15 protein-coding genes are annotated in these 16,451 nt (G+C 47.0%); 12 read left to right on the forward strand and 3 right to left on the reverse strand.

What is annotated here, in order from left to right; translation table 11 throughout:
• Positions 1-117 precede the first annotated feature (117 nt).
• On the reverse strand, positions 118-960 hold the full coding sequence (locus KGF70_RS05700) for a fructosamine kinase family protein (RefSeq protein ID WP_216767756.1): 843 nt from the start codon (positions 958-960) through the stop codon (positions 118-120).
• 1,138 nt (positions 961-2,098) lie between these two features.
• Positions 2,099-2,947, reverse strand: coding sequence for an N-acetylmuramoyl-L-alanine amidase (locus KGF70_RS05705; protein WP_101873389.1), 849 nt, complete (start codon positions 2,945-2,947; stop codon positions 2,099-2,101).
• Positions 2,948-3,338: 391 nt separating this feature from the next.
• Here KGF70_RS05705 and hisS point away from each other — a divergent pair, with 391 nt between their 5' ends.
• From hisS to KGF70_RS05740, 7 genes are all read left to right on the forward strand, one after another.
• Positions 3,339-4,619, forward strand: a complete 1,281-nt coding sequence (gene hisS, locus KGF70_RS05710; RefSeq protein ID WP_105920019.1) for a histidine--tRNA ligase — start codon at positions 3,339-3,341, stop codon at positions 4,617-4,619.
• A gap of 46 nt (positions 4,620-4,665) precedes the next feature.
• Positions 4,666-6,471, forward strand: coding sequence for an aspartate--tRNA ligase (gene aspS / locus KGF70_RS05715; protein ID WP_216767757.1), 1,806 nt, complete (start codon positions 4,666-4,668; stop codon positions 6,469-6,471).
• An 83-nt stretch (positions 6,472-6,554) separates the two neighbouring features.
• Positions 6,555-7,085, forward strand: a complete 531-nt coding sequence (msrA, locus tag KGF70_RS05720) for a peptide-methionine (S)-S-oxide reductase MsrA (protein ID WP_050338519.1) — start codon at positions 6,555-6,557, stop codon at positions 7,083-7,085.
• 206 nt (positions 7,086-7,291) lie between these two features.
• Positions 7,292-8,167, forward strand: coding sequence for a YitT family protein (locus KGF70_RS05725; protein WP_216767758.1), 876 nt, complete (start codon positions 7,292-7,294; stop codon positions 8,165-8,167).
• A 469-nt stretch (positions 8,168-8,636) separates the two neighbouring features.
• Positions 8,637-9,791 carry a CDP-glycerol glycerophosphotransferase family protein gene (locus tag KGF70_RS05730; RefSeq protein WP_216767759.1) on the forward strand — a complete coding sequence of 385 codons (1,155 nt, stop codon included), beginning with the start codon at positions 8,637-8,639 and terminating at the stop codon, positions 9,789-9,791.
• Positions 9,792-9,914: 123 nt separating this feature from the next.
• The gene (locus KGF70_RS05735) at positions 9,915-10,811 is read left to right on the forward strand and encodes a deoxyribonuclease IV (RefSeq protein WP_021336677.1); all 897 of its coding nucleotides are present in this window, start codon (positions 9,915-9,917) and stop codon (positions 10,809-10,811) included.
• A gap of 67 nt (positions 10,812-10,878) precedes the next feature.
• Positions 10,879-11,598 (forward strand): SDR family oxidoreductase, encoded by a 720-nt coding sequence (locus KGF70_RS05740; protein ID WP_216767760.1) that lies wholly within the window; start codon positions 10,879-10,881, stop codon positions 11,596-11,598.
• An 80-nt stretch (positions 11,599-11,678) separates the two neighbouring features.
• Here the strand turns inward: KGF70_RS05740 and KGF70_RS05745 are convergent, their stop codons facing one another.
• On the reverse strand, positions 11,679-12,497 hold the full coding sequence (locus KGF70_RS05745; protein ID WP_216767761.1) for a pyruvate, water dikinase regulatory protein: 819 nt from the start codon (positions 12,495-12,497) through the stop codon (positions 11,679-11,681).
• Between the two features lie 233 nt (positions 12,498-12,730).
• Between KGF70_RS05745 and rpsU the strand changes: the two genes are divergently transcribed.
• From rpsU to KGF70_RS05770, 5 genes are all read left to right on the forward strand, one after another.
• Positions 12,731-12,919, forward strand: coding sequence for a 30S ribosomal protein S21 (gene rpsU / locus KGF70_RS05750; RefSeq protein ID WP_003638914.1), 189 nt, complete (start codon positions 12,731-12,733; stop codon positions 12,917-12,919).
• A 39-nt stretch (positions 12,920-12,958) separates the two neighbouring features.
• Complete coding sequence (locus KGF70_RS05755) at positions 12,959-13,402, forward strand: GatB/YqeY domain-containing protein (RefSeq protein WP_003638913.1); 444 nt, start codon at positions 12,959-12,961, stop codon at positions 13,400-13,402.
• A 1,163-nt stretch (positions 13,403-14,565) separates the two neighbouring features.
• Positions 14,566-15,543, forward strand: coding sequence for a PhoH family protein (locus tag KGF70_RS05760; protein WP_033619327.1), 978 nt, complete (start codon positions 14,566-14,568; stop codon positions 15,541-15,543).
• Positions 15,544-15,552: 9 nt separating this feature from the next.
• Positions 15,553-16,032: an rRNA maturation RNase YbeY gene (ybeY, locus tag KGF70_RS05765; protein ID WP_003638911.1), complete on the forward strand. Its 480-nt coding sequence runs from the start codon at positions 15,553-15,555 to the stop codon at positions 16,030-16,032.
• Positions 16,016-16,432 carry a diacylglycerol kinase family protein gene (locus KGF70_RS05770; protein WP_088771183.1) on the forward strand — a complete coding sequence of 139 codons (417 nt, stop codon included), beginning with the start codon at positions 16,016-16,018 and terminating at the stop codon, positions 16,430-16,432. Before ybeY ends, KGF70_RS05770 begins: the two co-directional genes overlap by 17 nt.
• Positions 16,433-16,451: the final 19 nt, after the last annotated feature.

The following is a 16,451-nucleotide window of genomic DNA, read 5'->3' on the forward strand; positions in this document are numbered from 1 at the left end:
AGCCTCGTTACTAGCGACATTTAACATGTGGTGCTAGTAACGGGGCTTTTCGTGTTGAAATGATGCTCATGCCGGTTGACGGTGATGGCAGTCTAGGCAACTTGAATTACACTGCAGCTAGTATTGGTCTAGGATATGGTCCACGGCCGGTCCATAGGTCTCACCAAACAAGTTGAGGTGTGCGAGCAAGTAGTACAGCTGGTAGCGTGGCAGTTGCTGCTGACTACCGGGGGCTAATGGATAGGCCGCTTGATAGCCACGATAAAAATCTTCGTCGAAACCACCGAAAATGGTCGTCATTGCGAGATCTATCTCACGGTCACCATAAAAGACATCTGGGTCAATCAACGCCGGGGTGCCTGTCGACGTAAACAGATAATTGCCGGACCATAAATCACCGTGTAATAGGCTCGGCTGAACTTGATGCATGTAAGGGTCTGCTAGTAGTTCTTGGCGGAGCCGTTGATAATGGTGTTCACGATTTGTAGACCACAAGTGGTTCTGTGAAGCCAACTTGACTAATACATCTAAGCGTTGTTCCGTGTAAAAAGTGGCCCAATCGGACTGCCAATGATTAATTTTGGGGAGCTTTCCGAATGTAAAGTCATGGTCGAGACCAAATTGTGCTTGATGCTGCTGGTGAACGGCCGCAACGGCTTGACCGAGGGCGTACTGACTACCAGTACCAGAGTCTAACCAACTGAGCAATAGGTAGCCATCATCGTCAATCGTCCCGGTGGCAATCACTTGTGGGGTGGTGATGACAGCACCTAGTAAACGTAACCCAGCGATTTCATGGGCAAAAAAGCGTTCATCGCGCTGTGGTTGGACCTTCAAAAAATACGACTGGTCCGCCGTCTCGATTCGAAACGCGGCGTTAATATCACCACCACTGACTGGAATGGCGCGGGTGATCTCGGACACGGGCAGTTGCGCTAACCATTTTGTTGTTAATTGCATCAAAAGAACCTCCTAACAAAGCTCAAGCTGAACATATCATGCTAATTATTTGTCATGAATCATGATTGAAACGTGCCGATTGGGCAGATTGTTGTTCGTCTGCCGGTGATTGTCTTAGTCCGACCTCCGGGGCTGGCTGACAACGCTGGAACAGGGCGGACATCGATTTGAACTCACGCAGAAGATCACTGCGCAATTTCAAATACGAGTCTTCTTCTAGCCCGGGAAACCCGCCCGGACAAGAAGAACTTCGCCCTTGAACATTGTCAGCCAGCCCCTCCGGTCGGGAACCCGCTCGAATGGCAGATGAACGACCGCCTATCTGGGTACAATTGACCACTGATTATTAGATGACTGGTCCTTCAGGCAAACTTTTAGTTGGTATCGGTAAAGACTTATAGCGTTTAATTATTGAGACGATTGCCTGAATATTATTTACTCATCTCAATGCCACAAATTTCAATGGCAACTAGCCAAATCAGTCGATAAAAATGCCGCCGCTTAAAATTCAAGACTTTGTTATCTCAGACGACTAGCAAAAGTCCTGACAAGTTCAATGAAGCCGTGTATCCGAAGCATTAAAATATGGGTAAGAAAGTTTAGCGATTATTAGCAAACTGTCTGACACTTAAATATCAAGATGACCGTGTACAATGGAACCAACGACTAATCATACAAAAGGTTGGGTCCGCACATGTCCGCCTTTCGAGTACTTCAGCAGGAAGGTGTTCCGGCCATTGCCCAGAATGCCTGGAAGCCGGCCTAGGACGTCTCCACAACAGCAAGTTTACGCTAAGTCGCACTTTTTCCAGCGGGTCTCAGCTGACAGCACTTGAACTTAGAAATTGTCATGATTTAATCATTCTTAATGCTAATTCGCAATCAGCATAACACGTTCGCTGATGGTCTGTTTATGATTACTATAACGCAGTCGGTTGTGAAGCACAATTGAAGTGGACTAGTTGTGTCGTTTAAAGAGAGACGACCTCGGCAACAGTACCAATTTGTTAGTACCAAGTCCTATTGAGAAACATTAAAAAGCCGCTTCAAGAATCAACATGGATTCTTGAAGCGGCTTGAAGTGTGCAGTAATGCTGGTCACGTCTATAAGGCAAGCTGTGACTAACTGTGACTAAGATTATTGGTTTGCAAAGTAAGTACTGAGACCAGCATAGACGGCGTGTGCGACTTCTTGTGGATACTTCTTAGAACTGATCGTCTTGAAGTCGGATTTATCATTGATATAGCCGAGTTCCATCAAGACGGATGGTCGCGAGTTATCACGGATAACTAAGAAGTCACCGAATTCAGTCCCTTTACTTGGGAGCGGCAGACCTTCAACTTTACTATTTAACGCCTTGGCTAATGCCAGCGAGGTGGACTTGTGATAGTAATAAGTCGTAATCCCAGATGCGGTATTTTTTTCCGGTGAACTATCAAAGTGGAAACTAATGAAGGCATCCGCATGCAACTTGTTGGCGATGGCCGGACGTGCGCTGAGTCCAACGTATTTATCACTATCCCGTGTCAGGACGACGTGGGCACCAGCAGCCCGTAGCTTTTTAGCCACTGCTTTAGCGACCCGTAGCGTATACGTTTTTTCCATCTTGCCCTTATTGGAGAGGGCGCCGGAATCGGAACCACCGTGGCCGGGGTCTAAAACGATGGTAGCGTCCGAAATCTTAGTGGTCTTCGCTAACTGACTGTTGTGTTCATTGACGAGCCAGCTGGCGATCCAGCCAAATTTATGATCAGCGTAGCGAACGTATAACCAATTATTCTTGCGTTTCATAATGTGGACTTTTGTCCCTTTGGCCGTGGTATCTTCGATGGCATAACTCATCCCGGGACCATTCCGGATATTGACGTTCGCGATATTAACGGTGGCCGTATTGTTGGTCGCTAGTAAGATCACGAATCCAATTACCAGGCCAATAAAAATCACGGTCACGGTAATTTGACGCCAAAATTGTTTAAGAACTTGCATGGATTGTCACCAACTAAATTTAAGATAATTGCAATTTAAAGTGCTGCAAATAGTATACCAAAAAAATCAGCACGCGACGAAAACTTGGCAGAAATTTAACGAGAGTCGTTGACTTTTAAGCGAATTTCGTGTAACTTTAACCATATATTAATCAATCGACCGCAGAGAAAGTAAGAGCATTGTGCCACACTTTAACCAGAGACCGGTAGTGCTGAGAATTCCGGATAGTGAGCAATGAGGAGACGCTTTTGAGGTGAACGGCAGCGTTCCGCCTGTGATTACAGACGTTATCAATTAGTACTCAATAAAGGTGGTACCGCGCAATTGCGCCCTTGGTAAATAATCAAGGGCGCTTTTTTTGTCGATTGCAATCAAATGGAGGAACCAATTAATGAGATATCAACGGCCTAAAGGCACCGCCGACATTTTGCCTGGCGATAGTGAAAAATGGCAATACGTTGAAGCAACGGCCCGCGCCGTCTTCAAAACTTATCAGTTTAAAGAAATTCGCACACCAATGTTTGAAAACTTTGAAGTCTTCTCACGTTCAGCTGGCGACACATCAGATATCGTGACTAAGGAAATGTATGATTTTCACGATAAGGGTGATCGGCACATTACGTTACGGCCAGAAGGTACGGCCGGCGTGGTCCGTGCATTTGTCGAAAACAAATTATATGGGCCACAAGTTTTAAAACCTTATAAAGTCTATTATATGGGACCAATGTTCCGCTATGAACGGCCACAATCTGGTCGGTTACGTGAATTCCATCAACTCGGGGTCGAAGCCTTTGGGAGTGAAAGCGCCGCGCTAGACGTTGAAGTAATCGCAATGGGATTCAACTTGCTCAAGAAGTTTGGCCTCAACGACTTAAAATTAGTTATCAATACGCTGGGAGACCAACAGACGCGTGATGACTACCGCCAAGCACTGATCGATTACTTGGAACCACACTTTGACGAATTGAGTGATGATTCTAAGGAACGGCTCCACAAGAATCCATTGCGGGTACTGGATAGTAAGGCACCAGAAGATCAACAGTTCGTGGCCGATGCGCCATCGATCCTAGATTATTTAACGCCTGAAGCTCAGGAGCACTTTGATCAGACCAAGACGTACTTGGATGCGCTCGACATTCCATACGAAATTGACGCAACGATGGTCCGCGGGTTGGATTATTACAACCACACGATTTTTGAAATCATGACGCATTCCGAAGCACTCGGCAAAGGTTACACGACGATTTGTGCTGGTGGCCGGTACAACGGGTTAGTCAAGGAACTCGGTGGCCCTGAAGTCTCAGGTGTTGGCTTTGGTTTGGGTGTCGAACGCCTGTTAGTGTTGATGGACGCCGAAAACATTGAAGTCCCAACTGATGACCAACTTGATGTTTACGTCGTTGGTATCGGCGACGAAGCTAGCGCGACGACTTTGAAACTCGTTCAGGCGTTACGGGCCGCTGGCTACAAGGCTGAACGGGATTACTTGGACCGCAAGCCAAAAGCACAGTTTAAGAGTGCTGACCGCTTGAATGCCCGTTACACGATGACGGTTGGTGAAGCTGAATTAGCCGAACAAGCCGTTAATTTAAAGGCGATGGCAACTGGTGATGAGACCAAGGTTGCAATGGCCGATATTTATCAAGATGCTCACCAAGTTTTAGATAAGTAATAAGGGACGGCAAGTTTGCCGAAAGAGAAGAAGGAGGAAGCATGTTATGAAACGAACCACATATGCAGGCCTTATTAATGAAGATTATTTAGGCCAAACGGTCACCTTACAAGGTTGGGTCCAAAAGCGGCGTGACCTTGGTAATCTGATTTTTATTGATTTACGGGACCGTGAAGGCATTGTTCAATTAGTGTTCAGTCAGGAATTCTCAGCGGATGCATTAGCAGTTGCCGATGAATTACGGGGCGAATACGTGATCGAAGTCCAAGGAACGGTGGTTAATCGGGACGCCAAAGCTGTGACTGACCGGATGAAATCAGGTAAGGTGGAAGTTGAAGTCCACGATGCTAAGATTTTAAACAAGGCCAAGACACCGCCATTTTATATTCAAGATGACATCAATGTGTCGGATGAATTACGGTTGAAATATCGCTACTTAGACTTACGCCGGCCTGAAATGCAACGGAGCTTGAAGATTCGTAATGGCATTACCCAAGCGGTGCACAGTTACTTTGATGCCAATGGCTTTTACGACATTGAAACGCCATTCTTGACCAAGTCAACACCTGAAGGGGCCCGGGACTACTTAGTGCCATCACGGGTGCACCAAGGCCATTTCTATGCCTTACCACAATCACCCCAGTTATTTAAGCAATTATTGATGGGTGCCGGCTTTGACCGCTACTATCAAATTGCCCGTTGTTTCCGGGACGAAGACTTACGTGGTGACCGCCAACCAGAATTCACCCAGATCGATATGGAAACGTCTTTCTTGAGCGCTGAAGAGATCCAGTCATACACCGAAGGCTTGATCAAACAAGTCATGAAGCAGGTCAAAGGCATCGACATCAAGACGCCATTTACCCGCCTCACTTGGCAAGAAGCAATGGACCGGTTTGGTTCTGAAAAGCCAGACGTGCGGTTCGGTATGGAATTAAAAGACATGAGCACAGCGGTCGCTAAGGCTGGTTTCAAGGTCTTTGATAATGCACTTGAAAATGGTGGTATGGTCAAGGCGATTGCCGTTCCTGGCGGGGCTGACCATTATTCACGTAAGCAGATCGATGCCTATACAGACTATGTCAAACGCTTTGGCGCAAAGGGCTTAGCCTGGATGAAGGTCACTGACGACGGCTTCAGCGGTCCAGTGGCGAAGTTCTTTAAGAATGACGGGGACTTTGAAGCGATTACGACTGCTGCCGGGGCCAAAGCGGGCGACTTGTTGCTATTTGCTGCGGACAGTTTCAAAGTGGTTTCTGACACGCTCGGCTATCTGCGGAAGGCCATCGCCAAGGAACTTGATTTGATTGACGAAAATCAATACGCCTACTTGTGGGTCGTTGACTGGCCATTGTTCGAATATGATGAAGGAATCGAACGCTGGGTTCCAGCCCACCATCCATTCACGATGCCAAATGAAGAAGATGTGCACTACTTAGATGAGGGTGAAGACCCACACCAAGCTCACGCACAATCATATGACATTATTTTAAATGGTTATGAATTAGGTGGCGGCTCGATCCGTATCCATACTCGTGAACTTCAAGAAAAGATGTTCCGGGCATTGGACTTCACGCCAGAACGAGCCAAAGAACAATTTGGCTTCCTACTAGATGCGCTTGACATGGGCTTCCCACCTCATGGCGGTTTGGCAATCGGTTTAGACCGGTTCGCCATGCTGCTGGCTGGTAAGGATAATATTCGTGAAGTGATCGCGTTCCCTAAGAACTCGAAAGCTTCCGAACCAATGACTAGTGCACCAGCACGAGTTGCTGATCAACAATTGACCGACTTGGATTTGACGATTATGCATCCTGTGACGGATGATGATGACGACGATTCAGTTGAATAATCATGATGGAAAGGACGTTCAGTAATGGACGTTCTTTTTGATTAGTGTTAGATTTATATTAATATTTAGTTGGAGGGATTCTCATGGAAACAGCAATTTTTGCGGGCGGATGTTTTTGGTGCATGGTCCAACCGTTCGACAGTCAGCCTGGCATTGAAAGTGTCGTCTCGGGTTATACCGGCGGACACACGAAAAATCCGACATACGAGCAGGTCAAATCACACACGACCGGGCATACTGAAGCGGTCAAAATTACCTTTGATCCGGCAGTTATCAGTTATGCGGACCTTGTGACCATTTATTGGCATCAAACGGACCCCACGGATGCAATGGGCCAGTTCCAAGACCGTGGTGATAATTATCGGCCAGTCATCTTCGTCAATAGTCCTGAGCAGCGCGAAATCGCGGAAGCGTCTAAACGGGCATTACAAGCCAGTGAACGGTTCGATAAGCCAATCGTGACTAGTATTGAAGACGCCCAGCCATTTTATCCGGCTGAAGCTCGTCACCAGCGTTTTTACAAAAACAATCCGGTCGTGTATGCCGAACAAGAAGCAGGCGGCCGCGCTGATTTTATTGCCAAGCAATGGGCGGATGCACCAAAAGTGGATTAGTTACGGACAAAACGGGACTTTTGACGCGCAATGAGGCCCCCAGTCAGTGGACATGATCAGAAGTTGATTTAACGTGCGTCGACTTTGATAATGTGATTTCACTGAGAAACGTGAGACTTCTAGCAGAATACTGCAAAAGGCCGGTCGTCCGCGGTTAGGCGTGTTACAATAACGGAAGCAAAAACGTAAAGGAGCGCACACTATTCATGGATGATTTTCAGCAGTTATCCAAGCATCATCGTGACGTGGTCAAAGCGTCGACGGCTTTTATTTACGCCATTTTAGTTTCAATCGCCATGAACTATTTCTGGACGCCCGGGCATATTTATTCATCAGGGATTACCGGGTTGGCTCAATTAATCAATAGTTTAATGACTAAGTTTCTTCCGATTCAGGTCTCGACCGCGGCATTACTGTTTATTTTGAACGTGCCGATGTTCATTATCGCATGGCGTTCAATTGGACATAAATTCACGCTATATACGTTCTTAGCCGTAACGTTGTCCAGTATTATGATTAAACTGATTGTCCCAGTTGGCTTAACCCATGACCCGATTATTTGTGCGATTTTCGGGGGTGCGGTCAACGGTTTTGGGACTGGGACGGCGCTCAAAAACGGGATTTCGACCGGTGGGCTAGATATTATTGGAATCGTGTTACGTCGCAAAACTGGGCGTAGCATCGGGACCATCAACATGGCCTTCAACTCGATTATCGTCATCGCGGCCGGCTTTGTTTACGGGTGGCCATACGCGTTCTACTCCGCATTGGGCTTGTTTGTCAACGGCCGCGTCATGGACATGACCTATACTCGTCAACAAAAGATGCAGGTGATGATTATTACCAGTCGACCGAAAACGGTGATCGATAGTGTTCAAAACCGCATTCGTCGCGGGGTGACCATCGTCCATAACGCTGAAGGGGCTTATCAACACGATGATAAGACGATTCTCTTTACGGTTATCACGCGTTATGAGATGGGTGAGCTGAAGGCGGCGATGGCGGAATCTGATCCGCACGCCTTTGTCAGCATTTCCGACACTGTCAAGATTTTGGGGCATTTTTACGAGCCAAAACCATAGTCATGGGTATCAACACGACTTATCAGCTATGATGAAGTTAAGCGCCGCGCATTTAGCAGTTATTACGGTCTAAAGGCGCGGCTTTTTTATTGTAAATTTTTGTGCCAGCAGCCGGCTATCAATGGTTACCAGGTATTCGAACCGACCCAAAGGACTAGCTTGGAAATAACAATTTGTTATATAATACACACGCATTGTGCTAGTTGTTATTTAGCACGAATCATGTTCAAAGCATGCCAATTTTTTAGTTCAAAGCAGCCAGCATAGAACCACTGGAAACAAAGCGAGTTAGCGTAAAACTGCAGTTGTAGGTTCGTCATACAGCGGCTTACAAGTATTCTGGACAATGGCCGGTGAGGACACAGATTTAAGCTAACCTCCCACGTCTTAAATACTGGTCCTTCACGTGAGCTGCAATATGAATGAAACGTATCGTATGCATTGACATGGCAATGAAGGGAAGACAAGCGTGAAAAAAATAATTTATATTTGGTTAGTGCGGATCGTCTCATGGTTGGCACACTTCAAATCAACGGATCAGGTGATCTATCTGATGAGCTTTGCCGATAATTTAGACTTCATTCGACAGTTAGCCGATCGATTGCCACAGCGGGTGATGGTCTATTATTTACCGGGTGCGCAAGCCGGTGCTAAACAGTTGGCAGCGGAAGGCATCGCAACGCAGCCGTTTCAAGACTCGATCGGCTTTGCCTTGCACGGGGTACCCGTTTTGACCCGGGCAGCCGATATTTATCTGGATAACTACTATGCGTTTACCGCTGGTCTGACTAGACGGCCAAATCAGCGCATGATCCAGCTCTGGCATGCGGCTGGGGCGGTGAAGACCTTTGGGTGGGGCGACCCGCAGACGGTCAAACGTTCGGCTGGCGACCAACGGCGGTTTCAAGCCGTCTATAATCAGATTACCGATTACGTTGTCGGTGCGGACAAGATGGGGCAAGTCTTTGCGGACAGTTACCATGTCCCGATGGCACGGATGCGGGTGCTCGGGTATCCGCGTTCAGACCGTTATCGGCAGTTAAAATGGGTTCAGAAGACGGCTGCGGCTATTTATCAGCGTTACCCAGATTTTAAACAACAGGAAGTTATTTTGTATGCGCCAACTTATCGGGCGGGGGTGCAATTTGCATTGCCAACGGATTTTGACCAATTGCAGTTGCGGGCCAATCAACGGCTGATTATCAAATTGCATCCGCACCTCGCCAGTCAGGAGCGCGACTTGCAAGCCCGCTTTCCTGACCAGGTGACGTTGGTTCCAGAATTTAGTACGGATGAATTGTTGACGGTCGCAAGCACCCTTATTAGTGATTATTCATCGGTCGTTTTTGACTATGCGCTCTTACCAAATTGCCAAAAAATGATTTTTTATGTCTTTGATTGGCAACATTATGAACGAGAAGTTGGCTTACAAGCGGATTTCAAGGAGTGGGCGCCGGGGCCAATGGTGACGACGATGGCCGAGTTGAACCAAGTCTTGGCAGCGCCGGCACAGCCGATGCAGTTGACTAATTTTAACCAATTATGGAACACGCGCAATGACGGGCATGCCGGTGAGCGAACATTGGCTTATTTTTATCCGCATACCACGACGCACGAACAGTGAATCGATTTGGGCAATTAAGCGCAGATGCTCCTGCTTGTGGCGGAAAATGTGTATAATGATTGTATATGCGACGTTCAGGTGTAGACCAGTAACGTCAAACTAGCGTAAAGGATGGGACCGAAAATGTTGAGATTAGGGTCACACGTTTCGATGAAGGCACCCGACATGTTACTGGGGTCAGCCAACGAAGCAGTGAGTTATGGGGCCAACACGTTCATGATTTATACGGGTGCACCGCAAAACACCCGGCGTAAGCCAATTGAAGAGTTGAAGATTGACGAGGCACAGCCGGTGATTGCTGCCAATGATTTGCAGCAAATCGTGGTCCACGCGCCGTACATTGTTAATCTCGGTAATACGAAGAAACCCGGTTATTTTGAATTTGCGACGGAATTTCTCTACCAAGAAATTCAACGGGCCGATGCGGTTGGCGCGACACAACTGACCTTGCATCCCGGAGCCCACATTGGCGCGGGACCGGACGCAGCCATCGCCCAAATCGTTAAGGGACTCAACACCGTGATTCGGCCAGAACAACACGTACAAATTGCGCTGGAAACAATGGCTGGTAAGGGAACCGAGGTTGGTCGGACGTTTGAAGAGTTGGCGCAAATGATCGATGGCGTGACTTATAATGAAAAATTATCGGTAACGTTTGATACTTGTCACACGAGTGATGCCGGCTATGCCATCAAGGACGACTTTGATGGTGTCTTGAATGAATTTGATCACGTCATCGGGTTAGACCGGCTGGGCGTGGTCCATTTGAATGATTCCAAAAATCCCCAAGGGGCGCACAAAGACCGCCATACGAATATTGGGATGGGGACGATCGGATTTGATACGCTCAATTATGTCGCCCATCATCCACAACTGGAAGCAGTCAGCAAGATTTTGGAAACACCGTATGTCGGTGAAGATAAGAAACATCAGCTACCGCCGTATAAATATGAAATCGCGATGCTTCGGGCGGGCCAATTTAATGCCCATTTGATTGAAGATATTGAAGCACAACGTTAATTAATCAGAATTGAACGATAATCGATTGCGATTATCGTTTTTATTTTCATTTAGGAGGAAATTAATCATGACACTTAACAAACAACGCGTCTTAATCGTCGGCGGAACGTCTGGGTTTGGATTAGAAATCGCGCGGCAAGCGCTGCAAGCGGGTGCGCAAGTTCATCTGATTGGGCATACAGCTGAGCATGTTCAAGCTGCTTGTACGACGTTGGCAGCACCGGACCGCGTGACAGGAACTGCTTTGGATGCACAGGATCACGACCAATTGACGGCGTTCTTCACTGCACAATCACAGTTTGACCATATCGTTTCCATGCTTGGTGGGGCCATGGGTGGCGGCTTCTTAGATAATTCAGTCGCGGCAATTCGTAAAACGATTGAAGACAAGTTCTTCGTAAATTTACAACTGGCCCAGTTGGCTAGCAAGCACTTGGCGCTACATGGCAGTCTCATCATGACTTCTGGAGCGGGTGGTCGACCGGATAACGCTTCTGGCGCCATTGTTGGGAATCAGGCCATCAATACGCTGGTGGCTGGGTTAGCCGTTGAGATGGGCCCAGTCCACCGCGTTAACGCCGTGGCACCAACATGGACGCCGACCGGGCTTTGGCGTGGATTATCGGCTGACCAGTTATCGGCTCAGACTGCCGCGGCTAGTCAGGGCAATCCTTTGAAACGGGTGGCCACGCCAGCTGAAGTCGCTTCCGCCTATGTGTATTTGATGCAGAACCAGTTTGTGACGGGCCAAGTCTTACATGTTGATGGTGGCGTCGACTTGCTTTAGCGTGGTGTGCCGCTTAATTGATGGCACGAAAAAACCGTTACCTTCAAATGATGAAGGCAACGGTTTTGTATTAACCAAGTCTAATTTTCACCAGTGCCATCAGTGTTTAGACTTTCAGTAATCAAGGTAGCGGTCTCTTCAATCGACTTGTTGGCAACATTGATTACGAGGCAACCAATTTTTTTGAAGATTTTATCGGCGTAGTCCAATTCAGCTTTGATTTTATCGGTATTGGAATACATCGTATCGGGATTCAAGCCGTATTGGACCATCCGCTGACGTCGAATATCATTTAATTTGTCGGGATCGTTAGTCAAACCAAAAATCTTCTTCGAATCCACTTTCCAGATTTCGTCGGGAATTTGGGCTTGTGGCACGAGCGGTAAGTTGGCAACTTTTAAGTTTCGGTTGGCCAAGTATAATGATAGTGGCGTCTTAGAAGTCCGTGAGACCCCTAATAAGACCACGTCGGCTTCCAGAAAGCCACTCGGATTCTTACCATCATCATAGGTCACGGCAAATTCAATCGCGTTGATCCGGTCAAAATAATTCGTGTTGAGCGCGTGGACCGTCCCAGGATGATTTGACGGCTGAACGTGTGTGATTTGTGAGAACGTGTCTAGCGCGGGCGTGATGACGTCATAGTAGGGCAAGTCATGTGCTTCGCAGTAGTGGTTAACGACTTGGCTCAAGCGCCGGTCCACGAAGGTGTGGAAGATAGCTGCATGTTCCTTGAGTGCTTGGGCGAGCACCGTTTGTAGTAGCGAGTCGGTCCGGACAAATGGAAAACGTTGATAACGAATTTCATAGTCTGAAAATTGGGCCGCTGCGGCGAGTGCCACGTTATGCGCCGTCTCACCAATGGAATCTGATAAAATAAAGACTTTAATTGCTGACATATGATAACCTCATTTCGGTTCAATAATAACCTTAGTGTAGCATAGCACGTCAGTCTTGAAAACGATTTACTGTCCGGAGTATCGAGGCTGCTTCCGGATTTATTTTAAGGAAATTGTAAACTTTGGTTGACGGCCTTTTTCAATTTATGTATAATTTACTAGAACAGTTGCGTTATGTGTAAGTATGCATAATTTAACGGTTACTTTTTGAGCTCGGAGGGAGGGAATTTAACATGGCAAAAACAGTCGTTCGTAAAAACGAATCTCTTGATGATGCTCTTCGTCGCTTTAAACGTACCGTTTCAAAAAGTGGTACTTTACAAGAATACCGCAAACGGGAATTCTACGAGAAACCAAGTGTGAAGAAGAAGTTAAAATCTGAAGCAGCACGTAAGCGTAAGAACCGTCGTCGTTTCAAGTAATTAGTAGTTTACTAATTCACCCAACGAGGAGGGAAACCAATGAGTTTATTAGATACGCTCAATGGTGATCTGAAAGCTGCGATGAAGGCGCGCGATAAGCAAACCCTCAGCGTTATACGGATGCTTAAGTCAGCGGTAATGAATGAACAAATTAACGCTGGCCATGATTTAACGGCTGATGAAGAAGTGAGCGTGTTATCACGTGAACTGAAGCAACGGCGCGAATCATTAAGTGAATTCGAAAATGCGGGTCGTCAGGATTTAGCTGACGGCGTTAAAGCAGAAATTGCAATTGTTGAGAAGTATATGCCAAAACAATTGTCGGACGAAGAAGTTCAACAGATTGTAGCGGACACTATCAAGCAAGTCGGAGCAACCGGTAAAGGTGACTTCGGTAAGGTGATGGGGGCCGTTATGCCAAAGCTTAAAGGCCAGGCAGATGGCAAGCTGATCAACCAAACAGTTAAATCATTATTGAATTAACGGTTAGCCGGGGATTAATTCCTCGGCTTTTTTGGTGCGCTGAGAATTGTTGCGTTGGTCACTAAAAGGCGGTTTGAACCGTCACAATTTCAGTGATAACGACAACAGTCGGACTGTTGATAGCAGTATGTTTGAAGGCGTCCATTCTGTACGCGTTGTGCTAGTTGTTATTTAGCATTATAGATGATTAAATCATGCTGTTTTTTAAGTTCAAGTGCTGCCAGCTGAGAACCGCTGGAAACAAGGCGAGTTCGCGTAAACATGCAGTGGTAGGCGCGTCCTACACCGGCTTCCAGGTATTCGAAAGGCGGACATATGCGGACCCGATTTCTTGTTGGATTAGGCGTTGGTTCCTTGGCCCACGGGGATTTTGATATTGAACTGTCAGACTGGTGTCTAATGATTGCTGAACATTCTTAATCATACTATCAGACAAGCAACACCACTGAACTTGTCAGCATCTTCTCTAGTTGCCTGATACTTCAAAACTTTGAATTCTAAATGACGGCCATTTTATAGACTGAATTCAATGCTAGTTACCGTTGAAATTAGTGGAATTGAGATTAATGAATAATATTCCGGGAATCTTCTCAGTACTCAAATACCATAAAGCATCAACGATACCGATTAAAGCTTTGCCTGAAGTCCTGGTTACTAAACATTGAGTGGTCAATTGTACCCAGATTGGTGGCCGTTCATCTGCCATTCGAGCGGGTTCCCGACTGTAGGGGCTGGCTGACAATGCTCAAGGGCGAAATTCTTCTTGTCCGGGTGGGGTTCCCGGGCTAGAAGAAGACTCGTATTTGAAATTGCGCAGTGGTTCTCTGCGTGAGTTCAAATCGATGTCCGCCCTGTTCCAGCGTTGTCAGCCAGCCCCGGAGGTCGGAATATGGCGCGCCTCGGCTGATGAACAGGACGCCAACTTGGCATGCTTTAATCATGATTCATGACAGATTCACTAGCGCAATGCGTAATCGGTTACCATTCATGTTCGGAAGCGTGTGCCCCGTCGAATCCAATGGACGGTGGCCTTGCGCTGGTAGCAGGCGGGCTTTTATGCTATGATTAACTAACAAATACCTGCCGAAATCAGCGCGGTTATCACGCTAAACGCGGGTGCCATTACCAGCTAATGGTAATTAAATCTGTCAATAAAGGAGTCCATGTTTTTGACCGAAAACTCAAAATATGAACAAAAATTTCTCATTGCTGATCCAGCCCAATCAGTGGCACTGTTAGGACCTGAGGATGCCCACCTTGCATTACTAGAGGATGGGTTGCATGTCCAATTACACGTGTTCGGTGATCAGATGACGATTAGTAGTGATGATGAAGCAGCCGTTCATAACACACAAGCAGTCCTAGATAATTTAACGAGTTTAATTAAACAAGGCATTCAAATCGGTGCGCCGGATGTGATTAGTGCCATCAAGATGGTGAACCGCGGGACCTTAGATTATTTTAAAGACCTCTATTCAGAGACGTTGATTAAAGATAATCGGGGCCGACCGATTCGCGTGAAGAATTTTGGCCAACGGCAGTACGTACAAGCGGTGGCCAAGAGTGATATCACCTTTGGCATTGGCCCAGCCGGGACCGGGAAGACTTACTTGGCGGTCGTCATGGCCATTGCCGCTTTAAAACGGGGCGACGTTGAGAAGTTGATTTTGACAAGGCCAGCTGTTGAAGCGGGTGAAAGTCTGGGATTCTTACCTGGTGATCTGAAAGAAAAGGTCGATCCTTATTTACGGCCAATTTACGATGCGTTGTATGATATTTACGGTGCTGAGCATACCCAACGGTTGATGGATCGCGGTATTATCGAAATTGCACCGCTTGCTTACATGCGGGGGCGGACGCTGGATCATGCGTTTGTTATTTTGGACGAAGCGCAAAATACGACTAATGCGCAAATGAAGATGTTTTTGACCCGCTTAGGATTCGGGGCTAAGATGATCGTCAATGGCGACATCTCTCAAATCGACTTGCCACGTCACACCAAGAGTGGCTTGATTCAAGCTGAGCAAATTTTGAGTGGTATCAGTAATATTTCATTTGTGAAGTTTACGGCGGATGATGTGGTCAGAAATCCAGTCGTCGCTAAAATCATCACCGCATATGATAAGGTGGAACAACGGTAGGGGGCACTTATGGACTTAGAATTATATGATCAAACCTCAGCGGGCGCCCAGCCAGAACAATTACAACTCATTCGTGATTTAATTGATTTGGCCGGCAAAACGTTAAAATTACGGGACGATACGGAAGTTTCCGTGACGCTAATGAATAATGATGACATTCAAAAAATTAATGAACAGTATCGGGGCGTTGACCGCCCGACCGACGTCATTAGTTTTGCAATGCACGACGACGATGATGACGACTTGATCGTGATGGATCCGGAGCTGGCAGCAGAACTGCCGTTAAACCTGGGTGATATCATGATTTCCGTTGATAAAGTCAGTGAACAGGCCGCCTTTTTGCAACATTCCGAAGCCCGTGAATTAGGGTACTTAGTGGTTCACGGCTTTTTGCATTTAAATGGCTACGACCATCTACAGCCAGCGGATGAAACTGAAATGTTCACACTACAACGGCAGATTTTGGATGCTTATGGGCTCGAAAAATAGACCAGACCGGCTTCAGGTTGGGAAAAACCATTCATTTTGGCAATCGTGGTTACATGCTTGGAATGGGCTCAAAACGGTTGTGATTGAAGAACGGAATATGCGGACACACCTGGTATTGGGCGCTGTTGCGTTGATTGCTGGCTGGTGGGTTCACTTGACCGTCAACGAGTGGTTATGGCTGGCGCTCGCCATCTTTTTGGTGATGCTCTGTGAGATCAACAATACGATTGCTGAGAATCTCTCAGATATGATTACAGGCCCAAGGTTTAGTCCGCAAGCTAAAAAAATTAAAGATATCGCGGCTGGCGCAGTTGTCTTTGCGGCTGCGTTTGCCGTGCTCGTCGGTTTGATACTCTTTGCGCCCAAACTCTGGCTGGTGCTCAGTCACTGGCTCGGCTGATTGGGTGTAGCTCCTTCGG

This window comes from Lactiplantibacillus sp. 7.2.4 (genome assembly GCF_018991185.1).
Classification (GTDB): Bacteria; Bacillota; Bacilli; order Lactobacillales; family Lactobacillaceae; genus Lactiplantibacillus; species Lactiplantibacillus pentosus.